The following is a 25,071-nucleotide window of genomic DNA, read 5'->3' on the forward strand; positions in this document are numbered from 1 at the left end:
GCCGTCCTGAGCGGTGCCGTCCTGCGCGATGCCGTCCTGAGCGATGCCGACCTGCGCGGTGCCGTCCTGAGCGGTGCCGACCTGCGCGATGCCGACCTGCGCGGTGCCGTCCTGAGCGGTGCCGTCCTGAGCGGTGCCGTCCTGAACGGTGCCGACCTGCGCGGTGCCGTCCTGAGCGGTGCCGTCCTGAGCGATGCCGTCCTGAGCGGTGCCGTCCTGAGCGATGCCGATGGAAAACAACTCCCACGGGCTACGCCAGAGCAGGCCATTGAAAACCTGGACAAGGTTCGCGAAATCGTTCTGGACAACGAAGATCGGCTTGATATGGACCACTGGCACGGCGACAACGAGTGGCGCAACCGCACCTGCGCAGAAGAAACGCTTTGCGGCACGACGCATTGCATGGCTGGATGGCTGCAGGTTTGCACGACTGAGCCGGCACTAAAAAAAGTCTCTGCGCAACTGGCTGGTGCGCTTGCTGCGCCCATCGCCTCAAAGATGTTCTATCGCGGAAATGTCGAGGCGCTGGAGTGGCTGCGGGATCGCAAGTACGTTGCCGAAACCGAGGCATATGAAAAGCGTGGCGATGAACTCAAGGCACGACGCGAAGGTGCGCAAAGCCCTGCCGTCTAACCCGCCCCTTTTATTTAGCAACCATTTGGAGAAACCATGCTTTCCTATCTCAATGATCCAGAAGTCAAGGTCAAGTACACACAGCGCTTTGCAGCCCATCGAAAGGCTGATGAAGTGATTCAGGGGACCGGCTTCGATAACGGGCGCGGCTGTTTTGTCGGCTGCACGCTGGATGCGTATGAGCATGAACGCTTCCCGATTGAGTTGGGATGGCCTCAGTGGCTTGCACATCTTGCGGACTCGATCTTCGAGGGCGTGCCTAAAGTCGAGGCCGCACAGTTCGGCACAGACCTTTTGGAAGCCGTGCCTGTGGGTGTTGACCTTGAGCCGGTTCGCGCCAGATTTCTGTTGACCGTCCAGCGCCGGAATCTGGCACGGATGGAAGCAAACACAAATCCCGAAGCGCCAGCCGTGCGCGACGCCATCCGTGGAGTTATCAGCTTTCTCGAAAAAGAGGAGGCAGCGGAGTCGGCAGCGGAGTCGGCAGCGTGGTCGGCAGCGTGGTCGGCAGCGTGGTCGGCAGCGGAGTCGGCAGCGGAGTCGGCAGCGAGGTTGGCAGCGTGGTCGGATGAATACAAAACTATGCGTGATGACTTGCTGGCGATCTGCCGCGAGTTGGGAACGGTTTAACCCGCCTCACCAACTCAACCCAACCCAACCCATAAGGTGCAGCAATGACTAAAAAATATGAATTTGTGCGGATTACTCGCGCAAGGAATGCCAAATGAACACCACCACAAAAGACGAGTTCGGAGCCGTGGAGACGGCGAACTGGCCCATGCCCGTGAGTGCTTCGCCTGTGCGCCGCGCTATGTCGTGGAAGTCGGCAGAGGAAGCACTGCACCAGCTGCACGACGAATTCAAAGATGACCCGCTCTACCTGTGGATGGAAATGAGCTTTGAGGAAATGGCCGACAAGGTCAACAAGGCACGTTTCTGCGGGGGCGAGGACATGACCCGCGATCAATCATGGATGCGCCGCCAGGATGCGGCTGGGAGGGTGGTATGAGCAGGGCAAATTACAGCGATGACGTGGACAGCTCGCGCCTCAACGTTTGGCGCGGGGCGGTGGCCTCGGCAATTCGTGGAAAGCGCGGTCAAGCCTTTCTTCAAGAGTTGGCCGATGCAATGGACGCCATGCCAGACAAGCGCCTGATTTCGCACGCTGGCTCCGTGGATGGTTGCATGTGCACCTTGGCCGTGGTTGCGTCAGTACGTGGTCTGGACATGGACCGCCTGAACCACTTGATGGAGGAGGCGGACACAGATTCCATTGCATCCATGCTCGGCATCGCTGACGCGATGGCGCGGGAAATCATGTTTGAGAACGATGAAGGCGTGGGCGACAGTTACTGGCTGGGAGGCGGTTATTACAACCACCCTCACCCATCCATCAAGGCCATCGAGGAAAAACGCTGGTCCGCAATGCGCGCCTGGGTTTCAGCACATCTCGCCGCCCCAACAGCCGCAAAGACAAAACTGCCGGAGGTTGTGTGAGCGACCTAAAAATTCTTAGTTATGGCGACCTGCGTATCGCTGAAAAAACAGGCAACCGCGATTCAATCGTCACAACAAATTTGGGATTCTTGCTTGCCCTTCGCGGAAATGCAGACGCTCGCGACAGGTTAGCCGAAGCCGCAATGCAAGGAATGCTTGACGGGCACTGGCCTGATAGCAATGACAGAGCTGAAATTGCACGGCGTGCATATGCGATGGCCGACGCCATGATTGAAGCGAGGGAGTCATGAAAACCGCCGCCCTTTCAATCTTCGCCGTGCTGCTGATTGCATTCGGCATTGCCCCGATGCTGGCCCACAACCTTGATGCACCCGACTACGAAAGTGAGTGGGACAAGTCCAGCGCCTTGCAGGAACTTCGCAAGACCGAAGCACAAACCGAGCGCCGGCAGATCGGCGCGCAAAAGCTGTGCAACCAGGAGCGCGGCCCGAACAGCGAAGCATGCTGGCTGTCTGACGGTTCGCTGGTTTGCAGGGTTCGTAATGAATACAAGAAAGCCGCACTATGAAATACATCGTCACCGATGGAGAGAAAGTCCGCATTGCTTCTGAGGCTGCGGTGTTTATGGGAGATGAAAGATGAAACCTGAAATCAAAGCTAAGTGGGTTAAGGCTCTGCGGAGCGGTGAATACGAGCAGGCCAAAAAGTATTTGCGTACTCCAGACGGCTTTTGCTGTCTCGGTGTTTTATGCGATTTGCACGCCAAAGAAACCGGGAACAAATGGTCAGAAGATGGCGCGTATTTGGATGACAAAACACACGTTCCTCAGCTTGTTTGTGATTGGTCGGGCCTTGTCCGGGGCGGCTCCATAGAAATCGTGGTCGGCAAGAACAAGACTTGGCTGACTGACCACAACGATGGTTTGAATACTACGCCTCGCACATTCAAAGAAATCGCCGACGCAATCGAGGCTCAGCTATGAAACTTTGCCCCACCTTCAAAACAGAATGCGGCACTCCTATGAGGTGCTGTAACGGCTGCTTTGGTTATCCGCTTGAGCAATCTAACAGCGATGGCAGCGAGGCTGATCCGCTTGCTTGGTGGCAGACGGCAGGAGGTGTGGCCCATGTACTGGCCTATGTCGTTGGCGGCGCTGTTATTGGCGCAGTTGCCGTCGTATCGATTTTCAGCGCCATCGCCTGGTTCGCTACTCGTTAACTACTGAAAGAACAGCATGACTGAGAAAACACACTACCGCAAAGCGTTCGACTCCCCCTATCTGTCGAGCGCTGACATTGTGGAGCCGACGATCTTGACGGTGCAGCGGGTTAGCCTGGAATCGGACAAGACCAAAAAGACCAAAGACCTGTTCAACACGGCGCATTTTGTCGAGAAGGAATTGCGCCCCGGCGAAAAGCTCAAACCAATGATTTTGAACGCCTCGAACAGCAAGACTATGAAGCACCTGACCGGCTCCGCCTTTATTGACGACTGGGTGAACGTGCCAATCACTGTCTTTGTAGACAAGAACGTCAGGTTTGGCAAAGACACCGTGGAAGGCTTACGCATCCGGTCAGAGTCTCCAAAGCGTCAACTCAAACCAATCACTGACGAGCGCCTGAAGCAGGCCATTGAAGCCATCAAGGGCGGCACCTATACCGCTGTGCAACTGGAAGGTCGCTACAGCCTCACCGTGGCGCAGCAATCAACGCTGGATACGGCTCTGGTAGCAATGGCTGGTGGCGCGATGGAGGAAGTCCATGCATAAATTTCGCGCCTCCTCTCTCAGCAACATCATGGCCGACCCGCAAAGTATCGACCCAGCGCTTTTGACGGATGAAACCGCTGCGATCTGCCGCAAGACCAAAAAGACCGACGAGGACAAAGCCATCCTTGCTCCACTATGGGAAAAAAGTTTGTCAGTCGGTGCAAAAACCTATGTCGAATCGCTGGCAAAGCAGTTTGTCTATGGCTATGACGATGAGGTGTCCAGCAAGTTTCTTGAAAAAGGCATCAGGTGCGAGGACGATGCAATCGAGCTTTATAACTCGGTGTTTTTCACCAACCACACCAAAAACACAGTGCGCCTGACCAATGACTGGGTTACGGGCGAGTGCGACATTTACGTGCCCGGTAAAAAGATCATCGACATCAAAAACGCATGGTCTTTGCAAACTTTCCCCGCAACCAGCGCAACAGGCCGGGACAAGGGCTACGAGTGGCAAGGCCGCGCTTACATGATGCTTTGGGGTGTCCCAGAGTTTGAGATTGCCTACTGCATGGTCAATACCCCGGCTGACCTGATTGGCTACGAGGACGAAAAGATCCACTTTGTTGACCATATCACGCCAGAGCTTCGCGTTACTCGCGTCCAGTACAGCCGCGATCTAGCCCTTGAAGAACGCATCAAGAACCGCGTAGAGCTTGCAAGCGCTTACATGGACTTGATGGTCAAGCAAATCGCAATTGAACACACCTATTGATATGAAGCGCATCCCCTGGTCCCCAGTAGAAATCGCCCTGCTCCGCGATATGTACCCGCACGTTCACACAGAAGATATGGCGGCATGGCTTGACCGGAGCATGTCCAGTGTGCGGAATACGGTGTTTGATCTGCGCCTGTTCAAGACACCGGAATTCCTGAAAAGCGACGCCTGCAAGCGCATGCACAGCAGCAGCCAGAAGATCAACCAGTTCAAGCCCGGACACAAGACATGGAACGCCGGGATGAAGGGCTGGGCACCCGCAGGCAGCGAACACACCCGATTCCAACCCGGCCATAAATCGACCCGCACACGGCCAGTGGGCGCGGAACGACTCGATAAGGATGGCGTCCTGATGCGCAAAGTGTCGGACACAGGCTATCGCTATGACGACTGGAAAACGGTTCACTCGCTGATCTGGGCAGAGGCCAATGGCCCAATTCCCAAAGGCTGCATTGTGGTTTTCAAGGCCGGATTCAAGACTTCCGACAAAGCCGCGATGGACCCGAAAAACATGGAATGCCTGAGTCGTGCCGACCTGATGCGCCGGAACTCTTACCACCGCTACCCCAAAGAAATCGCGCTCATGTACCAGCTACGCGGCGCACTGAATCGCCAGATCAACAAACACCAGAAAGCCACCAATGAACCACATCAGCACAGTACGCCAGCATCTGCTTGACCAAATGGCAGCACTTCGCAGCGCAACGCCCGAGGCCGTCAAGGTCGAACTGGAGCGTGCCAAAGGCATCAGCGAACTCGCACAAGTCGCCGTGAACACCGCAAAGGTGGAGGTCGATTACCTGGTTGCCACAAATCAGGAAAGTTCAACCTTTCTGGAGTTGCCGCCAGACCAGAAGTACATCACCGAAGGTCTGCCAAACGGTATCACCAGCATTACGCGCCATCGTACCGCCTGACCTCCACCACAGAGCAATGAGCAATGAGTGTGAATAAGGACAAATCATGACCACCCCCAAAGAACAGATAAGCCGGATACAGGCGGCAACCCCTATGGTTTTTCAGTGTTGTGGCCGTGAGGCGTGCGATGGGAAAGACTGCCCGAACAATGGCCCTTGGTATCAAGTGCCGAAGTGGCGAATGAGCGGCTATTACTACGGTTTTGAGCCAACTGGCCTTGCGCCCATTGACCGCGTTCTTTCCGCCGTCGCCTGCGCTGGTAAGGCTTATCACCACACCGACCAATGGGAAAACGACGTGGGCGAGGGCTATTACGAACATCTTCGCGGCTCCACCCCTGCCGAGTGGATACAAAACGCGGCCATTGATGCTCTAGCTTATGCCGCCTCCCTGGAAGAGCAGAACGCGAAGCTGCGGGAGGCTGCTGAAGTTGTTATCAAAAGCCGCGACGAACGATCTTTCACCGTCGAGGAGTTCAAGACTGACGATCTACTGCCAACTGGTTACTGGTCGCCTGCGGCATCAATGGTTGACAGTGAAGCAATCTCTAAGCTCCGCGCCGCTCTATCAAAACCCCAAGGAGTGACATCGTGAAATCACCAATTACTCGCGCAGCCGAAGCGCATACAAACCTCAACCTGTTCGGCGTCGTGCAATCAATCTTGGAGGGCGGACATCTTTACGGTGGTGCCAGCGGACCGGCTGCTCAAAAGATTATTGCGATTTGCAAGGCTGAAATGCGTAAGCACCTCATTGCTTACGACAAGGCCGTTGAGGATTCCACCAAATGAGCGACACAAGCACTGAGGCGCGAGTACAGCGGTTGATGGAAATTGCGGGCGCCTTTAGTACGGCAAGCATTAGAAACTTTATCGCTACCGAAAAATACAAAAGTGAGTTGGAAAAAGCTACGCAATCACTCGAAGCCGCCCTCCGTTCAGAGCTATCGGGTAAGGATGCGGAACGGCTGGATTATTTGCAGCAGCGCGGCGCGACGGTTTCCATCGTTCGCCGCCTAGATGCCGATGGGTACAGACTCATGTTCCAAATTGGCGGCCTGCACAGCGCAGTTGACACCAACATTCGTCAAGCCATCGACGCCGCCATTGAATCAACCACCAAGGAACAATCATGAGCAACACTGATGGGATGGATGCTGAGCGCAATGCAGTACTCGCGTATCTTGATGGACTGAGCGATGAAGCTGCGGCCCATATTTTCCCGAGCGACCTTGAAAAATGTCAGACCAGCGAATGCAGCGTAAAGGTCTGCTCTGTGCGCGCCGGCAATCCAGATGAGCACACCGTCCCGCTTTTCAGCCGGGAGCAGGTTGTTGATGCTCTTGCCGCACTCCGCCCCTCCACAGCCCCAGCAGCGGTAGCAGGGCCGGTGGCGACGGTTTACACGATGGAGGCTCTTGTGCCGCGCGGTCATGTGGTCCATCACGCCACGTTTCACAAAGCCGTGCCTGCGGGAACGAAACTCTGCGCCGCACCCCCACCAGCACAGCCAGCAGTGGTGACGGATGCGCGCTTTCCTGTGTTGTCAGTCGATGAAATGGGGGCGCTGCAACGGTTCGCTGAATGCGCGGAGGATGGCGATGGCCACGATGTATCAAAGTCGATGATGGCCCGGCTGTGCGAAATCGGTGTGCTGCGGCGCATAAATCCAGCCGGGCATCACTTGCTCACCGAATTCGGCTCCGCCCTTCTCGCTCAGCCTGCCGATGGTGTGCAGGGGGATGTGCAATGGACTGCCGAAGAAATCGAAGCGGTGATCTGCTGCCTTGACGACGACGCAGCGGCAATGCTCAACGAGAACGAAGAAGACGAGCGCGCCCACAACATGCAGCGCGCCGCTACCATGATTCAGGTGTTTTCCGTCACCGCCCCGAGTGTGAGTGGCAGTCTTGGCAGTCTTGGTGGGGTGCCTCGCTTTCAATGGTGCTGTAACGCTGGTGGATGCGGACCATGTGAAGTGAAACGCGCCGAGTTTGAATACTACCGAAGCGAGACGCCAGAGGGTCAACTTATTGAGCGCAAGACCTTCCCTCAGTTGGTAAGCATGTGTTGCTCTGGTGACATCTTTATGTTTGACAACGAAAAACAGGAAGAAATCTACCCCGCAGTTCAAGGATTTGATCCTAGCGTCGTCCGCGCAGCTATGGGTGCGGGAGGGGTGGAATGAAAACTGAATTTCACAAAGACTACGAGCGCGCACCATGGCGAAAAGTGCCAGTTGCCGACATCCAGCAGTTTCGGCCCGGATATGTCTGCAAAGCGCCTTCCTATTGGGCTGTCACCCCGGACGAATGCGTGCTGTTCTATGAATCGAGGGGCCACAGCGCGCCGCAATGCAACACCAATCCTGCCGTAGTGAAGCATCTTCATCCCACATTGGAAGCCAGACTGATTGAGCAGGCCTACACGAAACAACCAAGGGACTGAAATGACCTCACCAAAGGATGATGAAAGAGCGCAGTTCGAGGAATTCTTGAATCGTCGCCGAATTTCTACCGCTTGCCGCGCTGATGGTGATTACGTCCACGGCGCAGCGCGTGATTGGTGGGTTGTCTGGCAAGCATCCCGCACAGCCAGTTCCGCCGTGCAGGGTGCGCCAAACATAGACGCTCAGCGCAAAGTGACAGTGCCCGATGAGATCAAGCATCTTGAAGATTGCCAGCGCCAGTATTCGTATGGCGACTCTGCGTCGATGGGGTACAGGGATGGCTGGAATGATTGCCGGGACGAAATGCTTCACAACATGAGGAAATAACTATGGCAGCAATTCCATGCCACACCTGCGATCACCCTAACGCTTGCCGACTTTCTGTAAAGCAGTGTAAGTGGTCTGACGCCCCACCCCCACAACCAGAAGGAGTGCGGCTTGTTCCGGCTTCCAATGTTGTTGATACAGCGCCTATGTACCGGGCATTGCAGTTCGCCCACACGGCACTTCTGCCAGTTCACAGCGGGGCGAGCATCAAAGCGCTGTCGTTGATCGATGCAATTTTGAATGCTGCCCCAATCATTCAGGAGGCGCGGGGGTTGGGGGATGCGGAGATTGAGCGCAAAGTTGCCAGCACTGGCGGCATGAAGGAGAAAGGGCGATGACACACAGCAGAGTGACGCCGCAAGGGCAAGCGATGGGCAAGACGGCTGCGCGATTGGCTGAACACGGCATGACGCGCCTTCAAGCCGAGGGCCTGGCGGACTTGAATCTACCCATGCTCCGCGATGAAATGTGCAAGACGTGCGCCTGTCGCGCCGGAACGGTGCCAAATGGCTGCTTGCAAACACAAATGGACTTTTTGAAGGCGGTCGTAGAGGGCCAGCCGTTCTTGTGCCATGCACCTCAAGATGGCCGCATGTGCGCTGGTTGGGTGCGTGCGCGAGCCGAGGTGGTGGCAAACCCTATGCCAAGGCAAGTTGTTGAACTGTTGGCTAAAGTTGAATATTCACCACCCGATGATCCTGCCGCAGCCACTCTTGGCGAGTCTGGCGAGAAGATGGGAGGGGAGTGATGGACGAATTTGACCGTTTGATGCGGCTTCCCCGACTGTGCCGATCTTGCGGGAAAGAATGCAATGGTGTCCGCTGTCGTCAATGTTTTTCGCATGAAGGCCGAATCCTTAGAATTTTGGACAACGAACGACGGGGTATGACCGAACGGGAAATCGGGAAAATCTTTCATTTTGAAGGCTTGCTGCGGGGCGAGGAGTCCGCAGGAAACATCCACGAAACGCCGAACGGATGGATGCGCGGAAAACATCCAGAGGGCATAAATCTAATGCAGGCATGGCGCGAACGACAAGCTCGAAATTCGGGCCAGAAGGGAGGCGGTGGTGAGTGAGGCGCTGTTTCTTGATCCGCGGGAAATTGTCACCCTGACCGGCGTCAAAGGTGGCTACCGCGGGCAGACTCGAGAGCAGCGCCAGATTGCCGTTTTGCGTCGGCAAAAGGTGCCGTTCTTCGTAAATGCCGCGGGGCGTCCGGTTGTTGCCAGGGCCGCGGTCGAGGGGCCTCAGCAGTCCGCGCGCGAAAGCGTGCCATCATGGGAGCCGGGGGTGGTGTTGCATGGTTAACGCGATGGCGAATTTCCGGGCTCGAGCGCAAAAGTCCGGCAAGGTTTATTACTACTTTGATGCCGGTGGAAAGCCGCGGAAGGAGATCCCGCTGGGAAGCGACTACATCAAAGCGGTGAAAAAGTGGGGCGAACTTATGAACGCACCAGTTGCAATGCTGCCTGTTGCATCCTTCATCGACGTGATCGTGAAATATGAGGCCGAGGAACTGCCCAAGCTGGCGAAATCTACGCAAGCCACCTACACCTATGACATGAAGCACTTGCGAGAGTTCTTCGGCAAGCCCTCCCCTGCCCCGGTAGATGGAATTCGGCCCAGCCATATCAGGAAGCTCTTGAAATGGAAGCGCGACCAGCCGACCACAGCAAACAGGCTTAAGAGGCTGACCAGCACGCTGTTCAACTACGCCCGCGGCGAAGGCTTCACCGACAAGGAAAACCCCTGTACCGGGATCAAAGGATGGGAACTCGACACGCGAGAGGTGGACATCAGCGATGCCGTTTTTCAGGCCGTCTGGAATGCCGCGGATGCCCCCGCTCGGGATGCAATGGATTTGGCAGAAGCCACGGGCCAGCGTCCGGGCGACACCCTCAAGATGACCGAGCAGCACATCAAGGATGGGCTTTTGTGGGTGACTCAAGGCAAAGGCAAAAAGAAACGCCGCATCGTGATTGAAGGCCGGTTGGCCGCGGCGATTGATCGCATCAAGGAGCGCAAGCGCGGCTATAAAGTTTGGTCGTCCAGCCTGGCCGTGAACACCCGCGGCCTGCCGCTGACAAAGCAAGTTCTGCGGACATCATTTTCTGCCGCTCGAGCAGCTGCCGCGGCGAAGGCCGACAAGGAGGGGAATAAGGAACTAGCCGCGGAGATTCGGGTGATGTGGTTCTACGATTTGAGAGCCAAAGCCGCCGATGACACTGCGGAGGAGAGGGGTGAGCAGGCCGCGGCAGACCTACTGGGACACTCGAGCGTGAGCACGACCAAGAGGCACTACCTGCGCCGCGGGAAGATCGTCAAGCCATCCAAATAGCCTGCGATAATATGAAAGACGGTTTTGAAAATGCGGAGCGCTCCGCAAATTGTTAGTCAGCACTATCAAGATAAGCCTTGCTGCCCGTAGCTCAGTTGGATAGAGCAACAGCCTTCTAAGCTGTGGGTCGGGGGTTCGATCCCCTCCGGGCAGACCACTATTTCAGCGTTTCCCGCACGCGGCCATGGAACCATGACCGTACTGCCCGGCATGCTTGTGCTCGCCCGACTTACACCGAATCCCCGTTCGATTCCGTCGCCCGTAAAACATTGTTTTCAGACCGTGCGTGCACCTTGTCCACGTGCCGCAGCAAGACAGTCCTGCAGCGCTGTGATGAGGCGCTCGGACACCAGCTTGACGATAGCTCCGGGCGGCTTGGTTGCATCCACGGCCACGCTGATCTCCTGTGGTTCAGCCCCCTTGTCCCGGATGGGGATGAAGACCAGCTGTCCGCTGGCCAGCTCCGCCGCCGCGTCCAGCTCGGACGTGAACACCACATGGTTGCCACCCAACGCAAGCTGCTTGACCAGTTGCAGCGAGTTGCTCTCGGTATAGCGGCGCGGCTGCTTGAACAGCCAGTTGTAGTGCGCATCGAGATAACGCCGTATCGTCAGGGCCTTGCTCTGCAGCGCAACCGGGTGGGCCACGGCCTCCTGGAAACTCACCGTCTCGCGCTGCGCCAGCGGGTGCCCCGGCACCACCACGCAGCCCAGCGGCAGCGCGCTCTTCCAGAGCACCAGCAGTTCCCGGCGTGGTTTCAGATTGAAGATGGCTGCCAGGTCGGCCTCGCCGGTCAGCAGTGCAGCCTCGGCATCGTCAGGGGTGGCCAGCGTGATAGACAGGCTGACCAGCGGATGCTGCGCACCCAGATCCCGCACCAGGGCGGGCATGACGCTGGTGGCATGGCTGTCCATGGCCACCAGCGACACATGGCCCTGGTTGACGCCCTGGAGGCGCCGGATCTCGCCGACCACCCCACGCTCGTCCTGCAGCCAGTGGCGCGCCAGGGTGATGAGGGCATCTCCGGAGGCCGTCAACCGCATCCCGCGCGGTAGCCGCTCGAACAGAGGCACGCCGAGTTCGTCCTCCAGTTGCAGGATCTGCCGGTTGATGGCCGAAGCCGCGACGTGAAGTTCGCGCGCGGCCTTCTGGATGGAGCCCGAGCGCGCAACCTGGTCGGCGTAGCGAAGGGCGGCGGGAACAAGCGAATGGCGCATGGTTCGGGTAAAGGTGCAGCTAGAGTGTACTGATTTTGCGTACGCATCGGTGCAAAAATGGTGATGGACGGCAATGATTTGTGTCCCTACGATTCGCTCCATGACAACACGATCCAGCCTGGAAAACCTCAACACCTGCACACCCGAGGTCTTTTGCAGCGCCCTGGCTGACATCTGGGAATATGCGCCCTGGGTGGCCAACGGCATCGTCGGCCAGCGCCCTTTCGCGACCGTTGAAGCCTTGCACAAGGCGATGGTGGCGGTGGTGGCCGGACTGGACGAACCCGCGCGCCTCGCCTTCTATGCCGGACACCCGGAGCTTGCCGGTGAAGATGCCCGCCGCGGCACGATGACCGATGCATCTATTGCTGAGCAGGGCACGCTGTCGCTGGCACAGCTGGATACACAAGAAGCCGAACGCTGGAGCGACCTCAACCGGGCCTACCGTGCGCGCTTCGGCTTCCCCTTCATCCTCTGCATCCGTCGCCACACGCGGCAGTCAGCGCTGCAAGCGTTCAACCAGCGCCTGGCGCATGACCGGGACACTGAGCTGTCGATCACCCTTGACGAAATTGCCGCCATCACCCGCCTGCGCCTGGACCGTCTTGTGTCCGATGCGTCCGATGTTTCCCACGCGGCCAGCCATGGCGAACCCATTCCTTCCTGACAGTGCCTTTTGATCTACCTACCGGAGCTCCCCATGAACAATCGACGCAAAATTTCCCTCCTGGCCTGCACGCTGGGCCTGCTGGCCGCCATGCCTGCCAGCGCCCAGGGCACTTACCCCGACCATCCTGTGAAACTCATCGTGGCGCTGCCCGCAGGCGGCGGGGTGGACATCATCGCGCGCCTGGTCGGCCAGAAGCTCGCTGCCCTCACCGGCCAGCCCTTTGTTGTTGACAACAAAGCCGGCGCTTCAGGCCGCATCGGCCTGCCTGTGGTGGCAAAGGCCGCGCCAGATGGCTACACACTCATGGCTTCACCCGCTTCGTTCCTGACCACCAACAAGAGCATCTTCAAGGAGCTGCCCTACGACCCGCTGGCTGACTTCGCACCCATCACCAAACTGGCCAACCAGTCCATGGTGCTGGTGGTCAAGGACAAGCAGAAGTTCTCCAGCGCTGCAGCCCTGCTCGCCACGGCCAAGGCCAAACCAGGTGCGCTGAACTACGCGAGCTCTGGCGATGGCAGCCCGCAACATCTGGCCGCGCTGGTTTTCGAGACACGCGCGCAGGTGAAGATGACCCATGTGCCTTACAAGGGCGGCGCACTGGCCATCACCGACCTGATGGCTGGCAGCGTGGACCTGCTGTTCGCACCCTTGCCTGAAGCCCTGCCCTACCTCAAGTCCGGCAAACTGACCGCATTGGCGCTGATGAGCGACAAGCGCTCGGCACTCATCGCCGACGTGCCCACCATGCGCGAAGCAGGCATACCGAACATGGTCATGCAGACCTGGATCGGCCTGCTGGCACCGGCAAACACGCCGCGACCTCTCGTGGACCAGCTCAACCGCCAGGTGCGCGCGATCCTGCAAAGCGACGAAGTGAGCAAACATCTGCACGAGATCGGCATGGACTCCGCCCCCACCACGCCCGAGCAGTTCAAGCAAACCATCGCAGAGGAGATCGCGCTGCACGCCGAACTGGTCAAGGCTTCGGGGCTTGTGCCGCAATAAGGATTTTTCAGAGAATCCGGTTCTGTCGCAGCAGTGCACTGACGTCGGCCGGCTTGCGACGCTGCGCCTGCTGACGCCGGTTTGACCAGTTTCAGGCCATCCCAATGCCCTGATCGCAGACCTTCTGTCTCAAGCCAAATTCTGGCTGACCAGCGTCGACTTTCGCGCAACGCAAGACGCGTTGCGCCTACAACCAGGTGCCGCGGCCTGACCTATCTTGACCTCATTACACAGGAGAGGTCACCATGCAAACAAGCCAGCGATTTCGTTCTGCAGGTCACGGTGTGTCAAACGAGGCTCCCTTTAACGGCGTGCGGGGGCCCTTGCTGAAGGCATTGAACGTTGCCGAAGCAGTTCCCTCCAGATCGGCGTCATCGGATGCCGGCGAAAGCCAGTGCGAGCACTATGTGCGCCTGCGCCGCGAGTACCGTGAGCTGGTGGGTGCGCTGTTCCCCGATCTTGTTCTGATCCACAAGGCACGCTGCGCCCTGGATGCGATTGAAGAAGCCATGCGCGTACAGCGACTCCACGGCCGCAATGCCTTATTGAACCAATGATGCAGAGCGCCGTCGGTTGGCACGGCTGATCAACATCGCGGCTCACCGCGCTTTACGCTTTTAGTGATAGCGGCATGGCCAGGCAGCAGTACCGTACTTGCCCTTCCCTCTCCCATGGCACGTTTCCCCGTTGCGGAGTAGCATGCTCCGGCAGGGCCCCTGAGCCCTGACTTCAAACAACAACGGAGACAACACACATGAAGACCCTGAACAGCCCGGTCGTCCATCACTGCAGCACGCTGCCCGACGATGCCCTTTTGTCCTGCGATTGCGCCCCTGCTGGTGGCGCCTGGGGCTCGCGCCGAAGTTTTGTGCAGATGCTGGGCGCTGCCGCCGGTCTGGGGGCGCTGGGTGCGGGCCTCACGGGCTGCACCACCGCCGCCGGTGTGGCCGCGCCGGGCATCATCGACACCCACCACCACTTCTACCCGCCTGAATATCAGAAAGCCTGGCTGGACTGGGAGGATGAACGCAAGATTCCGCACTTCCCGCAGCAGGTGGGCTGGTCTGTTGAAAAGGCCGTGGCCGACATGGACAAGGCGGGCGTGAAAACCGCCATGCTGTCGCTGGCGTCGACGCCCGGCGTGTGGTTCGACAAGGGCCCGGCCGCGGCGGCCGCGATTGCGCGAAGCTGCAACGAGTACGGCGCAAAAATGGTCCGCGATTACCCGGGCCGCTTCGGCCTGCTGGCCACGCTGCCCATGACGGACGTGGCCGCCACGCTGCAGGAAATCGCCTATGTGTTCGACGTGCTCAAGGCCGACGGCGTGGGCCTGCAGACCAACTACGGCGCAGTCTGGCCCGGCAACCCGCAGTTCAACCCGGTGTGGCAGGAGCTCAACCGCCGCAAGGCGCTGGTGTACTTTCACCCGCTGGTGGCGTCCTGCTGCGACCGCCTGAGTGTGGGCACCTTCCCGGCCGTCATCGAGGTGCCGCACGACACCACACGCGCCATCACCAGCCTGCTGCTCTCGGGCGCCTTCGTGCGTAACCGCGACATCAGGTGGCTCTTCAGCCACGCCGGCGGCAACCTGCCCATGATGGCCGGGCGCATGGCCTACTTCTTCAACAACCGGCCCGACGCAAAGACTCTTGCCCCGGATGGTTTTGCCGCCGAGTTCCGACGCCTGTACTACGACACGGCTAATGCGACCGACCCCTCACCGATGGCAGCGCTGCTCAAGCTGGTGCCGGCCTCGCAGGTGGTCTACGGCTCCGACTACCCCTATGTGCCCATGGACACCCAGATCACCGCGTTGCGGCAACTGGGCCTGGACGAGGCCACGGTCAGGGCGATTGAAAGCGGCAACGCGCGTGCCTTGCTGCCGCGGCTGCCCAACTGAGCGGAGGTCGGCATGGGCATCCGCATCGTCAGGCTGGGAACACCCCGCGGGCAAGGTGAAGGCTTGCGCATAGGCACCGTGCGCCGGCCGCCGCGCGGCGTACCCAAGACCGAATTTGCATCGGGCGACTGGTACGACGTCTGGTACCCCAACCTGGCACCCAGTGCAGAACTGATGCAGCAGGGCCAGGCGGCTGACACAGACAAGGACTGGGTGGCCTTCAGCAAAAAGTACAAGGCCGAGATGAATCAGCCGGAGCCCAGCCGCACGCTGGACCTGCTGGCTGCCCTGTCAAAGCAGGCCAGCTTTGCCGTCGGCTGTTATTGCGAGAACGAAAACCGCTGCCACCGTTCCTTGCTGCGGGATCTGCTCAAGGAACGCGGCGCGGAGATCGGCTAGCGTCGCCCGCGCCATATGTAAAGCAGACTTTACATTTTGGCCGCGCGGCAGGCTTCAGAGCCATTTTTTGGCAGCTTCAAGGCCCAAAAAGCTCATTTTTGAGGGCCAAATCGGGTTCAAGCCTAATAGATACGTGCGTGAGCAGCTACGAATTAGATAGCAAATCGGAGCAGTGCAAGCAGGAGCCGCGGAACTGGCTTCGCCAGGCCGCAGGCGGGGCGGCCCCCTCGGGGGCAGGGAGCTACACGCAGTGAGCGACCATGGGGCTAAAGCTTGACGTACTCGTATTCGACCGGGTTGGCGTTGATGCCGCGATCCGGCGGTGCTATCCAGGCGGCCATCTTGCCGGGCTCGGTCACGCGCTGCATCAGGCTCTTCACAAAGGTGATGTCTTCAGGGGTTGGCAGCCACTGGTCCTTCTTCGCCTCGAATTCGGCCGCGCTGATGGGGTTGCCTTGCGGGTCTGTATGCGCGCCCGACCATGCGCCCACCTGGCGGCGGAAACGCGTTGATGGCAGGGCGAATTCAAAATCAACACCGGCGCGCTTGATGCCCATGTTCCAGCGGGTCAGGCCGACGTTGCAGTCCTTGACGTATTCGGTACGGGTGATTTCGTTCATGCCGTTGCGGGTGGAGATCGTCTCGGTCTTCAAACCGCCCTTGCCGTCCGGCACCTGGATGCTCATCTCGCTGTCGAGTTCGACGTGGTCGGCAAACCTGGCTTCATCCGGCCTGCCCTTGATGCCGTTGGCGAAGTAGTTGGCGGCATTGCTCGAGGCTTCGGAGCCGAACAGGTCCAGCGACGAGGTGAACCAGAAGTTCATGAATTTCTGGATGGTCGGCAAGTCGATCACGCCTGCGTTGCGCAGCGTGGCCGGGTCCTGGGTGTCCAGCTCTTTCATCACTTCCAGCGTGCGCTTGATGACGCGGCCTATGCCGGTCTCGCCCACAAACATGTGGTGCGCCTCTTCAGTCAGCATGAAGCGTGTGGTGCGCGCCAGCGGGTCGAACGCGCTTTCGGCAAAAGACTTGAGCTGGAACTTGCCGTCGCGGTCGGTGAAGTAGGTGAACATGAAAAAGCTCAGCCAGTTGTCCATCGGCTCGTTGAAGGTTCCCAGGATGCGCGGCTTGTCGGCGTCGCCGCTGTGGCGCATCAGCAGTTCTTCAGCTTCTTCACGGCCGTCACGGCCAAAGTGGGCGTGCAGCAGGTAGACCATGGCCCAGAGGTGGCGGCCTTCCTCGACATTGACCTGAAACAGGTTGCGCAGGTCGTACAGCGAGGGCGCGGTGTGGCCCAAGAGGCGCTGCTGCTCGACGGACGCGGGCTCGGTGTCGCCCTGGGTGACGATGAGGCGGCGGAAGGTCGAGCGGTATTCGCCCGGCACTTCCTGCCAGACATCCTGGCCCATGTGGTCGCCGAAACCGATCTTGCGGCCCTGCTCCTGGTCGGCCAGGAAGATGCCCCAACGGTAGTCGGGCATGGGCGTGTAGCCGTAGCTGGCCCAGCCGGAAGCATCAACGCCGACGGCGGTGCGCAGGTAGACCTCTTTGGCCTTGAAGTCGCTGGGCCCCATCTCGTCCCACCAGTTCAGGAAGGCTGGTTGCCAGTGCTCGAGTGCGCGCTGCAGCTGGCGGTTTTCGCCGAGTTGGACGTTGTTGGGGATGAGGGCTTGGAGGTCGATGGTGCTCATGGTATTTTCCTTGAATGCGTTTTGTATTTGTCATTGCGGGCTCGACCCGCAATCCATGTTTAACCCGCTGTTGGCGTTTGGACATGGATGCCGGATCGAGTCCGGCATGACAGATTTCTTTAGATACGTTTCCAGTCGAATTTCGCTTTTTTTCCGGTGCCGAAAAGTTTCAAGGCGCCGTCTTCACCCACCGCATTCGGGCGGATGAAAATCCAGTTCTGCCAGGCAGACAGGCGACCGAATACACGTGTTTCCATCGTCTCCTTGCCGGGAAAGCGCAGCGAAGCCTCCATGCCGGTCATGGCATCAGGTGACAGCGATGCACGCTCTTCCAGCATGATGCGGATCTCGTCATCCCAGTCGATGTCATCGGGCGTGAGGGTCACCAGACCGAGGGCCAGCGCCTGGTCTGCGCGCAGCGGGCTGTCACCAAGCTTTTGCAGTTGCGTGATAGTGGCGTCGTCTTCGCAGAAACGGGTCTGCAGGCGCGTCAGGCTGTTGACGGCCGGGTACCAGCCGAAGTTGGCGGCCGTCAGTTGCAGGGCCGGTGCGGCGTCGGGTGAATCGGGCAAATCCAGCATGTAGATGCGGTCGCAGGCCAAAGCCAGTTCATAAAACGTGCCGGCAAAGCATGAACCCGAATCGACCAAGGCGATCAGCGAGCGGCTGGTGACATCCAGGCGGGCCAGCGTACGGCGCAATGCGCCCTTTGTTTCCTTGACCAGCCAGTGGTCCTTCAGGCTTTCAAGCACACCATCCATGCGCACCACCTGGCCCGCATCGCCCCGTGTCTTGATGACCCAGGTGCCGACTTCAAGTTCGTTGGTGCGCAGGTTGAGGATGGCGTCGTCGAGTTCACGCTGCAGCTTGAGCGGGTACCAGTTGGCGCCAGCGGCTTCGATGGCTTGCGGCGTTGACTCGATGGCAGCTGCAGGTGCCTTGACGGTGATGGTGGCGATGCGGCTGGCGCGGTCCACCTGTGCGTCGACGGTGCTGTAGTGGTAGCCAGCGTCGTCGATCAGCGGCGTCAAGGCGGTGAGTTCGATGCCTTTGGCTGCCTTGCGCGTGGACTGCGCACGCAGCGCGTCAATCTCGGTGGCCAGCAAGGCGCCGAACTGCTGCGGCTTGGCATGCGCGTCGATGAGCTTCCAGTCTTTAGCGCGGTCGGCACGCACGCCTTCAGAGGTGGTGCAGAAGATGTCGGCCAGGTCGCGACGCACCTTGCGTTTGTCGGTCACGCGGGTCAGGCCGCCGGTTCCGGGCAAGACGCCGAGCAGTGGCACCTCAGGAAGGCTCACGGTTGAAGATCGGTCATCGACCATGATGATGCGGTCGCAGGCCAGCGCCAGCTCATAACCGCCACCTGCACAGGCGCCGGTGACAGATGCAATGGCCTTCAGGCCGTCATTGCGCGACGAGTCTTCAAGCCCGTTGCGGGTTTCGTTGGTGAACTTGCAGAAGTTGACCTTCCAGCCGTGGGTGGACAGGCCCAGCATGTAGATGTTGGCGCCCGAGCACCAGATTTTTTCCTTGCCCGATTCAAACACCACCACCTTCACGGATGGGTGTTCAAAGCGGATGCGGTTGATGGCGTCATGCAGCTCGATGTCGACACCGAGGTCATAGCTGTTGAGCTTGAGTTTGTAGCCGGGCTTGATGCCGCCGTCTTCATTGATGTCGAGCTTGAGTTTTGCAACATCGCCTTCCACACTCAAACTCCAGTGCTGGTATTTGGCCGGATGCGTGGCAAAGCTCACCATCTCGCGCTCCTGGCCCTCTATGACCTGTTTGAACAAAAGCGGTTCAGTCATGGCGTTCATGTTGTCTCCTTGGTATGTGGGGAAGTATTTGAAGAATCGGGAACGGCCGGCACCGCACGTTTGAGGTCGGTCAGGCTTTGTTTCAGGGTACGGGCGGCTGTATCAACCACGGCATCAGCGCGTGCATACAGCGACTCGCGGCTGGCAAGAATGCGGCGCAGGTCTTCCATCGCTTCGCTGGTCGCGCCCTTGGTGGTGGTGAAGGGGCGCATGTCGCCCTGCGCCACGACGCGGGACATGTGCTCTTCAGGGCTGGCCTTGAGCCAGACGCAGTAAAAACGGCTCTGCAGCAGGTCAAAGGTTTCGCGCTCGCTGACGATGCTGCCGCCCGTGGTCATCACCACGCCATCGGGGTGCTCTTCAGCAATGCGGAACAGTGCGCGGCGTTCATAACGGCGATAACCCGCCTGCCCGTGCAGCAGCAAAATCTCGTTCATGCTGGTGCCGGCTTCGCGTTCGATCTCGCGGTCCAGCTCAATGAAGGGAACACCGCGCTCTGCGGCCAGTTGGGAGCCGAGTGTTGATTTGCCCGCCCCACGCAGGCCGATCAGGGCCACACGCCTGTCGCGGCCCAGCGAATCATCCAGCCCGAAAGTGCTGCCGAGCAGGCCATACGCCTGGTCGAGCTGCGTGTCGTCCAGCCGTGCCAGCAAACCCTGTGCGCGTGCCAGCGCCGGGCGCGGGGCATCCTGCAGCAGTTCAAGAATGGAGATATTCAGGGCGCGGGCAGCGGCTTCCAGGGAATTGATGGAGACATTGCCCTTGCCGGATTCCACGTCGGCCAGAAAGCGCTCGCTCAGGCCTGAGTCGGAAGCCAGCGCCTTGCGCGTCATGCCGCGCCGCGCACGCCACGCACGCACACGGGAACCCAGTTCACTGAGCGTCGCTTTCGATTCCTGACCTGACATGGTTTCCAAAAAGTACCTCCGGGGTTTAAAAGCTCGGCCGCTCGTTTTTGTTCTTTGCGTTTGGCTCGAATTGCAGTATACTTCCGCTTAATTTGATGTCAAGCAGTTTATTGCATCTTTTATCCGGAGATTTTTTGATGAAGCTCAAGATCCTTGTCGGTACCATGACCAGCACTGCAGACTATGTGGCGCAGGCGATTCAGATGGATTGCGCCGATCTGGTCAGTGATGTCGAGATCACCATGATGGACAACCTGGACATCGGCGTGTTTTCTGAAGAACAGGCAAAAGATGCGATATATCTCATCTGCACCTCCACCTATGGCTCCGGCGATGTTCCGGACAACGCCCGTGCGCTTTACGAGTCCATGAGTGCACAGCCGCAGTTTCTTGGTCATGTGCGCTACGGCGTGATTGCGCTCGGTGACCGCACCTATATGCAGACCTTCTGCTTTGGCGGCAAGAAGTTCGACGAACGCCTGCAGGACCTGGGCGCACAGCGTGTGGGCGAAGTCTGGTGCCACGATGCCAGCAGCGGCACCATGCCAGAGACAGAGGGCGCGCAATGGTGCCGTCAATGGCTGGCCGAGGCGCTGCAAACCGCCCCTGCTGCAAGCGCCTGAAAACAGCTAAATTAGCTATTACAGCTGTTTTTGAGCAATTCCAGTCATTGCCAGGAATCCTGAGAACATGAAAAAGACCCGAAAAAAGCCTTTTTGAGGCATCAAATATGGCCGCAGGCCAATAGATATGCACGTGAGCAGCTACAAAAATAGTAGCAAATAGAACATAACGAGAAGAACGGGATACGGAGACAAGCATGCAACTGAGTACCGCCGACAACTCGGCAAGCCCGCCGCGGGTCAATATCCCGCGTAACTACAACGCCGCGCACGACCTGCTGGCGCGTCATGCCGGGCGCCCCGAAAAAGCCGCATTCATCGACGTGGCCAGCGGCAGGCAAATGACTTACGGTGAACTGGAACAGCAATCACACCGTTTTGCCAACGCACTTCGCGCCCAGGGCTTTGCGCCCGAGACCCGCATCCTGATGGCGATGCTGGACACCCCCGACTGGCCTGTTGTGTTTCTGGGCTGCATCCTGGCTGGCGTCGTTCCCGTTGCAGCCAACACGCTGCTGACCACCCCCGACTTTGAATTCATGCTGAGCGACTCCCGCGCGCAGGGCCTGGTCGTCTCCAGCGCCCTGCTCCCGGCATTTGCCCCCCTGCTGGACAAACCCGGCACCCTGAAAACCGTCATCGTCTCTGGTGCAGACAAGGACAACGCGACCTCCGGTTCAAGGCTGTCGCTGACAGAGTTGATAGCCGCACAGGCTGCGCCCCCCAGCGTGGCGGACACCTGCGCCGACGAGGCGTGTTTCTGGCTGTATTCCAGCGGTTCCACAGGCACGCCCAAAGGCACCGTACACCTGCACAGCCACCTGATACAGACCGCAGAGCTGTATGGGCGCGGCGTGCTGGGCATCACCGAATCCGACATCGTCTATTCCGCCGCCAAGCTTTTTTTCGCCTATGGCCTGGGCAATGCCCTCACCTTCCCCATGAGCGTCGGCGCCACCACCCTGCTTTTCCCGGCACGCCCCACACCCGCTGATGTATTCGGCATTCTGAAGAACTACCAGCCGACGATTTTTTACGGCGTGCCCACGCTGTACGCCGCTTTGCTGGCAGACGCCGCCAAACCCGCACGAACGGACATCAACCTGCGCATCTGCACCAGCGCTGGTGAAGCCCTGCCGGCAGAAATCGGCAAAAAATGGACGGCGCAGTACGGCTGCGAAATACTTGACGGCATTGGGTCGACCGAAATGCTGCATATTTTTCTGAGCAACCGGCCTGGCGAGGTGCGTTACGGCACCACAGGCAAGGCAGTCCCCGGCTATGAATTGCGCATCGTCGGCGATGACGGCAAGGAGTGCGGCACCGGCGACATCGGCGAGCTGCAGATCAGCGGACCCAGCGCCGCACTGATGTACTGGAACAACCGCAGCAAGACCAAAAGCACTTTCGCTGGCGAGTGGACCCGCAGCGGCGACAAGTACACCCGCGATGCCGACGGTTACTACACCTATGGGGGGCGCAGCGACGACATGCTCAAGGTCGGCGGCATCTACGTCTCGCCATTTGAAGTCGAGGCCTGCCTGATGACCCATGCCGCCGTGTTTGAGGTCGCGGTCATCGGCGCCATGGACGCGGACGAACTGGTCAAACCCAAGGCTTTTGTGGTCTTCAAGGCTGGCCAGCAGGCCACGGCTGATGACCTCAGGGCCCACGTCAAACAGCACCTGGCGCCCTACAAGTACCCGCGCTGGATTGAATTTGTGAATGAATTGCCAAAAACAGCGACCGGCAAGATACAGCGCTTTAAACTCCGGCAGTCTGCGTGAGAACCATCGCACATAGCACCACACCAGACCGCTTTCAGGCACAGCAATTGCTTTAGACCTCAACAATTCAACCCTCAAGCTCGGGTTTTACACTAGGTTTTCTTTGCTCGCCGGCCTTTACCATTCGTCCAGGGGCCACCAGGCCATGGTTTTCAGTCTCAACAAGGAGTTTTCATGACCTCTCGCCGCCTCGTTCTGTCCCGCAGTGCTGCCGTTATCGGTGCCGCTTCCACAGGTCTTTTGCTGCCCGAAATCGTGCGTGCGCAATCCAGCAAGGTGCGCGTCGGCTTCATGCTGCCCTACACGGGCACATTCGCGCAACTGGGCGTCGCAATTGAAAACGGTTTTCGCATGGCCATCAATGAACAGGGCGGCAAGCTGGGCGGCCGTGAAATCGAATATTTCAAGGTTGACGACGAATCCGAGCCATCCAAAGGCATAGAGAACGCCACCAAACTCGTACAGCGCGACAAGGTTGATGTACTGGTCGGCACCGTCCACTCCGGCGTGCAGATGGGCATCCAGAAAGTTGCACGCGACAGCGGCGTGCTGAGCCTGATCCCCAACGCCGGTGTCCATGCCGCCACACGCGGGCTCTGCGCACCGAATGTGTTCCGCACCTCCTTCAGCAACTCGCAGCCCACCCGCGCACTCGGCAAGGCCATGTATGACCGCGGCGCCAAGACGGCCGTCTGGATCACCTGGAAATACGCCGCAGGCGACGAATCCTTTGAAGGTTTCAAGGAAGGCTATCTTGCTGCCGGCGGCAAGATCATCAAGGAACTGGGCCTGCCCTTCCCCAACGTGGAGTTCCAGGCGCTGCTGACCGAAATCGCGGCGCTCAAGCCCGACGCAGTGGCCTGCTTCTTTGCCGGCGGCGGCGCTGCCAAGTTCATCCGTGACTACGCAGCGGCCGGCCTCAAGGGCAAGATCCCGCTCTACGGTTCAGGCTTCCTGACCGAAGGCGTGCTGGACGCAGCCGGCCCGGCTGCCGATGGCATCGTGACCACCATGCATTACAGCGATTCCCTGCCGACACAACGCAACGGCCAGTTCCGCCTGAATTACGCCAAGGCTTTTAAACAGCAACCCGATGTGTATGCCGTTCAGGGCTACGACACAGGTCTGCTGCTCATCCAGGGCGCCAACGCCGTCAAGGGTGACCTGAACAACAAGCCAGCGCTTTACAAGGCCATGGAAGGCGCCGTCATCGACAGCCCGCGTGGCAAGTGGACCATGAGCAAGTCACACAACCCGGTGCAGGACATCTACCTGCGCGTGGTCGAAAACAAGGAAAACAAGGTCATAGGCGTGGCCGCAAAAGCACTGGCCGATTCCGGCGCCGGCTGCAAGATGGCATAGCCCCCACGGTTGCTCACTGCGTGTAGCGCCCTGCCCCCCGAGGGGGCAGCTGCGCCTGCTTGCTAAGGCATGGCTTCGGTGAAGGCCCATCGCTGAAAGCGCTATCGTGCAGGAGGTTTTCGGATCTCCCTTTTTTTGAAACAGCATGGCTGGTACGCACCGTGCTTTGGAACCTAACCACCACCACAATCCCGCACCCCGATGGATTTAGCCAATTTTTTAATCCAGTTGCTCAACAGCGTGCAGTACGGCCTGCTGCTCTTCATGCTGGCAGCCGGGCTGACGCTGATCTTCGGCATCATGGGCGTGGTCAATCTTGCGCACGGCAGCTTTTACATGCTGGGTGCCTACCTCGCCTGGTCACTGAGCAGCTACTTCGGCAGCCTCACACTGGCCATCATTGGCGGTGCAGTGCTGTCAGTGATCTTCGGCCTGGCGCTGGAGTGGCTGCTGTTTCGGCATTTCTACCACCGTGACCACCTCGACCAGGTGCTGCTGACATTCGGCCTGATCTACATCTTTGAAGAGCTGCGATCCATCCTATGGGGTGACGATGTTCATGGCGTCACCATCCCCAGCCTGCTCGGTGCCTCCATTCCCCTGACAGACAACCTGTCCTACCCGGTCTACCGCCTGTTCATGTCCGCGGTGTGCGTGGCACTTGCGATAGGGCTGTATCTGCTGATCTCCAAAACCCGCCTCGGCATGAAGATACGCGCCGGCGCCTTCAACCGCGATATGGCCGAATCGCTGGGCATCAACATCAAGCTGATCCATGCCGTGGTGTTTGCACTCGGCGTAGGCCTCGCAGCTATTGCCGGCATGATCGCCTCGCCGATTGCCAGCGTCTACCCCAACATGGGCTCGCAGGTGCTGATCATGTGTTTTGTGGTGGTGGTGATTGGCGGCATTGGCTCGGTGCGCGGGGCGCTCATCTCCGCGCTGCTGGTCGGCCTGGTCGACACCTTCGGCAAGGTGTTGCTGCCTTCAGTGGCCGGCATGCTCGTCTACATGCTCATGGCTGCTGTGCTTTTGTGGAAACCGGAAGGCTTGTTTAAACAATGAAAGCAATGAAG

The 25,071-nt window shown here is 59.1% G+C and carries 36 protein-coding genes and 1 tRNA gene; 33 read left to right on the plus strand and 4 right to left on the minus strand.

The genetic code is table 11. The features are described from left to right. From HYX42_RS00005 to HYX42_RS00120, 24 genes are all read left to right on the plus strand, one after another. On the plus strand, positions 1–633 hold a 633-nt coding region (locus tag HYX42_RS00005), incomplete at its 5' end, for a pentapeptide repeat-containing protein (protein WP_293398541.1). Positions 634–669: 36 nt separating this feature from the next. Next, entirely contained in the window at positions 670–1,263 is a 594-nt protein-coding gene (locus tag HYX42_RS00010) for a hypothetical protein (RefSeq protein WP_293398543.1), read from the plus strand. A 94-nt stretch (positions 1,264–1,357) separates the two neighbouring features. Then, the gene (locus HYX42_RS00015; RefSeq protein WP_293398545.1) at positions 1,358–1,642 is read left to right on the plus strand and encodes a hypothetical protein; all 285 of its coding nucleotides are present in this window, start codon (positions 1,358–1,360) and stop codon (positions 1,640–1,642) included. After that, positions 1,639–2,130, plus strand: a complete 492-nt coding sequence (locus HYX42_RS00020; RefSeq protein ID WP_293398547.1) for a hypothetical protein — start codon at positions 1,639–1,641, stop codon at positions 2,128–2,130. The genes HYX42_RS00015 and HYX42_RS00020 overlap by 4 nt, the downstream gene beginning before the upstream one ends. Next, positions 2,127–2,381: a hypothetical protein gene (locus tag HYX42_RS00025; protein ID WP_293398549.1), complete on the plus strand. Its 255-nt coding sequence runs from the start codon at positions 2,127–2,129 to the stop codon at positions 2,379–2,381. Before HYX42_RS00020 ends, HYX42_RS00025 begins: the two co-directional genes overlap by 4 nt. Then, the gene (locus tag HYX42_RS00030; RefSeq protein ID WP_293398551.1) at positions 2,378–2,659 is read left to right on the plus strand and encodes a hypothetical protein; all 282 of its coding nucleotides are present in this window, start codon (positions 2,378–2,380) and stop codon (positions 2,657–2,659) included. The genes HYX42_RS00025 and HYX42_RS00030 overlap by 4 nt, the downstream gene beginning before the upstream one ends. A 70-nt stretch (positions 2,660–2,729) precedes the next feature. Next, entirely contained in the window at positions 2,730–3,074 is a 345-nt protein-coding gene (locus tag HYX42_RS00035; protein ID WP_293398553.1) for a hypothetical protein, read from the plus strand. Beyond that, a complete protein-coding gene (locus HYX42_RS00040; protein WP_293398555.1) occupies positions 3,071–3,310 on the plus strand; it encodes a hypothetical protein in 240 nt (79 codons plus the stop codon). Before HYX42_RS00035 ends, HYX42_RS00040 begins: the two co-directional genes overlap by 4 nt. 16 nt (positions 3,311–3,326) lie before the next feature. Then, positions 3,327–3,860: a hypothetical protein gene (locus HYX42_RS00045; RefSeq protein WP_293398557.1), complete on the plus strand. Its 534-nt coding sequence runs from the start codon at positions 3,327–3,329 to the stop codon at positions 3,858–3,860. Positions 3,861–3,888: 28 nt separating this feature from the next. Beyond that, a complete protein-coding gene (locus tag HYX42_RS00050; protein ID WP_293398559.1) occupies positions 3,889–4,575 on the plus strand; it encodes a hypothetical protein in 687 nt (228 codons plus the stop codon). Between the two features lies 1 nt (position 4,576). Beyond that, a complete protein-coding gene (locus HYX42_RS00055; protein ID WP_293398561.1) occupies positions 4,577–5,257 on the plus strand; it encodes an HNH endonuclease in 681 nt (226 codons plus the stop codon). 4 nt (positions 5,258–5,261) lie between these two features. Next, the gene (locus HYX42_RS00060; RefSeq protein WP_293398563.1) at positions 5,262–5,495 is read left to right on the plus strand and encodes a hypothetical protein; all 234 of its coding nucleotides are present in this window, start codon (positions 5,262–5,264) and stop codon (positions 5,493–5,495) included. Positions 5,496–5,541: 46 nt separating this feature from the next. After that, positions 5,542–6,090, plus strand: coding sequence for a hypothetical protein (locus tag HYX42_RS00065; protein ID WP_293398565.1), 549 nt, complete (start codon positions 5,542–5,544; stop codon positions 6,088–6,090). Further along, on the plus strand, positions 6,087–6,287 hold the full coding sequence (locus HYX42_RS00070) for a hypothetical protein (RefSeq protein ID WP_293398567.1): 201 nt from the start codon (positions 6,087–6,089) through the stop codon (positions 6,285–6,287). Before HYX42_RS00065 ends, HYX42_RS00070 begins: the two co-directional genes overlap by 4 nt. Beyond that, positions 6,284–6,631 carry a hypothetical protein gene (locus HYX42_RS00075; RefSeq protein ID WP_293398569.1) on the plus strand — a complete coding sequence of 116 codons (348 nt, stop codon included), beginning with the start codon at positions 6,284–6,286 and terminating at the stop codon, positions 6,629–6,631. The genes HYX42_RS00070 and HYX42_RS00075 overlap by 4 nt, the downstream gene beginning before the upstream one ends. Next, positions 6,628–7,683, plus strand: coding sequence for a hypothetical protein (locus HYX42_RS00080; protein WP_293398570.1), 1,056 nt, complete (start codon positions 6,628–6,630; stop codon positions 7,681–7,683). Before HYX42_RS00075 ends, HYX42_RS00080 begins: the two co-directional genes overlap by 4 nt. After that, positions 7,680–7,943: a hypothetical protein gene (locus tag HYX42_RS00085; RefSeq protein WP_293398571.1), complete on the plus strand. Its 264-nt coding sequence runs from the start codon at positions 7,680–7,682 to the stop codon at positions 7,941–7,943. The genes HYX42_RS00080 and HYX42_RS00085 overlap by 4 nt, the downstream gene beginning before the upstream one ends. Before the next feature lies 1 nt (position 7,944). After that, on the plus strand, positions 7,945–8,271 hold the full coding sequence (locus HYX42_RS00090) for a hypothetical protein (RefSeq protein ID WP_293398572.1): 327 nt from the start codon (positions 7,945–7,947) through the stop codon (positions 8,269–8,271). Between the two features lie 158 nt (positions 8,272–8,429). Then, entirely contained in the window at positions 8,430–8,609 is a 180-nt protein-coding gene (locus HYX42_RS00095) for a hypothetical protein (RefSeq protein WP_293398573.1), read from the plus strand. Beyond that, on the plus strand, positions 8,606–9,019 hold the full coding sequence (locus HYX42_RS00100; protein WP_293398574.1) for a hypothetical protein: 414 nt from the start codon (positions 8,606–8,608) through the stop codon (positions 9,017–9,019). The genes HYX42_RS00095 and HYX42_RS00100 overlap by 4 nt, the downstream gene beginning before the upstream one ends. Before the next feature lie 137 nt (positions 9,020–9,156). Beyond that, a complete protein-coding gene (locus tag HYX42_RS00105) occupies positions 9,157–9,348 on the plus strand; it encodes a hypothetical protein (RefSeq protein ID WP_293398575.1) in 192 nt (63 codons plus the stop codon). Next, positions 9,341–9,580, plus strand: a complete 240-nt coding sequence (locus HYX42_RS00110) for a DUF4224 domain-containing protein (protein ID WP_293398576.1) — start codon at positions 9,341–9,343, stop codon at positions 9,578–9,580. Before HYX42_RS00105 ends, HYX42_RS00110 begins: the two co-directional genes overlap by 8 nt. Further along, positions 9,573–10,610, plus strand: coding sequence for a tyrosine-type recombinase/integrase (locus HYX42_RS00115; RefSeq protein WP_293398577.1), 1,038 nt, complete (start codon positions 9,573–9,575; stop codon positions 10,608–10,610). Before HYX42_RS00110 ends, HYX42_RS00115 begins: the two co-directional genes overlap by 8 nt. Before the next feature lie 80 nt (positions 10,611–10,690). Further along, positions 10,691–10,767, plus strand: a tRNA-Arg gene (locus tag HYX42_RS00120). A 118-nt stretch (positions 10,768–10,885) separates the two neighbouring features. Here the strand turns inward: HYX42_RS00120 and HYX42_RS00125 are convergent. After that, positions 10,886–11,827 (minus strand): LysR family transcriptional regulator, encoded by a 942-nt coding sequence (locus HYX42_RS00125; protein ID WP_293398578.1) that lies wholly within the window; start codon positions 11,825–11,827, stop codon positions 10,886–10,888. 100 nt (positions 11,828–11,927) lie between these two features. Between HYX42_RS00125 and uraD the strand changes: the two genes are divergently transcribed. From uraD to HYX42_RS00150, 5 genes are all read left to right on the plus strand, one after another. Further along, positions 11,928–12,494: a 2-oxo-4-hydroxy-4-carboxy-5-ureidoimidazoline decarboxylase gene (gene uraD / locus HYX42_RS00130; protein WP_293398579.1), complete on the plus strand. Its 567-nt coding sequence runs from the start codon at positions 11,928–11,930 to the stop codon at positions 12,492–12,494. Positions 12,495–12,527: 33 nt separating this feature from the next. After that, positions 12,528–13,505, plus strand: a complete 978-nt coding sequence (locus HYX42_RS00135; protein WP_293398580.1) for a tripartite tricarboxylate transporter substrate binding protein — start codon at positions 12,528–12,530, stop codon at positions 13,503–13,505. A 245-nt stretch (positions 13,506–13,750) separates the two neighbouring features. Further along, on the plus strand, positions 13,751–14,062 hold the full coding sequence (locus tag HYX42_RS00140; protein ID WP_293398581.1) for a hypothetical protein: 312 nt from the start codon (positions 13,751–13,753) through the stop codon (positions 14,060–14,062). A gap of 197 nt (positions 14,063–14,259) precedes the next feature. Next, the gene (locus HYX42_RS00145) at positions 14,260–15,405 is read left to right on the plus strand and encodes an amidohydrolase family protein (protein WP_293398582.1); all 1,146 of its coding nucleotides are present in this window, start codon (positions 14,260–14,262) and stop codon (positions 15,403–15,405) included. Between the two features lie 12 nt (positions 15,406–15,417). Further along, positions 15,418–15,804, plus strand: a complete 387-nt coding sequence (locus HYX42_RS00150) for a DUF488 domain-containing protein (RefSeq protein WP_293398583.1) — start codon at positions 15,418–15,420, stop codon at positions 15,802–15,804. Positions 15,805–16,070: 266 nt separating this feature from the next. Here HYX42_RS00150 and boxB read toward each other — a convergent pair whose 3' ends face one another. The 3 genes from boxB to HYX42_RS00165 form a co-directional block, all read right to left on the minus strand. Next, on the minus strand, positions 16,071–17,495 hold the full coding sequence (boxB, locus tag HYX42_RS00155) for a benzoyl-CoA 2,3-epoxidase subunit BoxB (protein ID WP_293398584.1): 1,425 nt from the start codon (positions 17,493–17,495) through the stop codon (positions 16,071–16,073). A gap of 119 nt (positions 17,496–17,614) precedes the next feature. Beyond that, positions 17,615–19,255, minus strand: coding sequence for a 2,3-epoxybenzoyl-CoA dihydrolase (gene boxC, locus HYX42_RS00160; protein WP_293398677.1), 1,641 nt, complete (start codon positions 19,253–19,255; stop codon positions 17,615–17,617). A 56-nt stretch (positions 19,256–19,311) separates the two neighbouring features. After that, the gene (locus HYX42_RS00165) at positions 19,312–20,223 is read right to left on the minus strand and encodes a helix-turn-helix transcriptional regulator (RefSeq protein WP_293398678.1); all 912 of its coding nucleotides are present in this window, start codon (positions 20,221–20,223) and stop codon (positions 19,312–19,314) included. Between the two features lie 137 nt (positions 20,224–20,360). On the opposite strand from HYX42_RS00165, the gene HYX42_RS00170 reads away from it, so the two are divergent. From HYX42_RS00170 to HYX42_RS00185, 4 genes are all read left to right on the plus strand, one after another. Then, positions 20,361–20,846 carry a flavodoxin domain-containing protein gene (locus tag HYX42_RS00170; protein WP_293398585.1) on the plus strand — a complete coding sequence of 162 codons (486 nt, stop codon included), beginning with the start codon at positions 20,361–20,363 and terminating at the stop codon, positions 20,844–20,846. 197 nt (positions 20,847–21,043) lie between these two features. Next, a complete protein-coding gene (locus tag HYX42_RS00175) occupies positions 21,044–22,633 on the plus strand; it encodes a benzoate-CoA ligase family protein (RefSeq protein WP_293398586.1) in 1,590 nt (529 codons plus the stop codon). Between the two features lie 174 nt (positions 22,634–22,807). Continuing rightward, a complete protein-coding gene (locus HYX42_RS00180; RefSeq protein WP_293398587.1) occupies positions 22,808–23,995 on the plus strand; it encodes an ABC transporter substrate-binding protein in 1,188 nt (395 codons plus the stop codon). 201 nt (positions 23,996–24,196) lie between these two features. Continuing rightward, complete coding sequence (locus tag HYX42_RS00185; RefSeq protein ID WP_293398588.1) at positions 24,197–25,060, plus strand: branched-chain amino acid ABC transporter permease; 864 nt, start codon at positions 24,197–24,199, stop codon at positions 25,058–25,060. The last annotated feature ends 11 nt before the right edge of the window (positions 25,061–25,071 follow it).

Source organism: Polaromonas sp. (assembly GCF_016185115.1).
Lineage (GTDB): Bacteria > Pseudomonadota > Gammaproteobacteria > Burkholderiales > Burkholderiaceae_C > Polaromonas.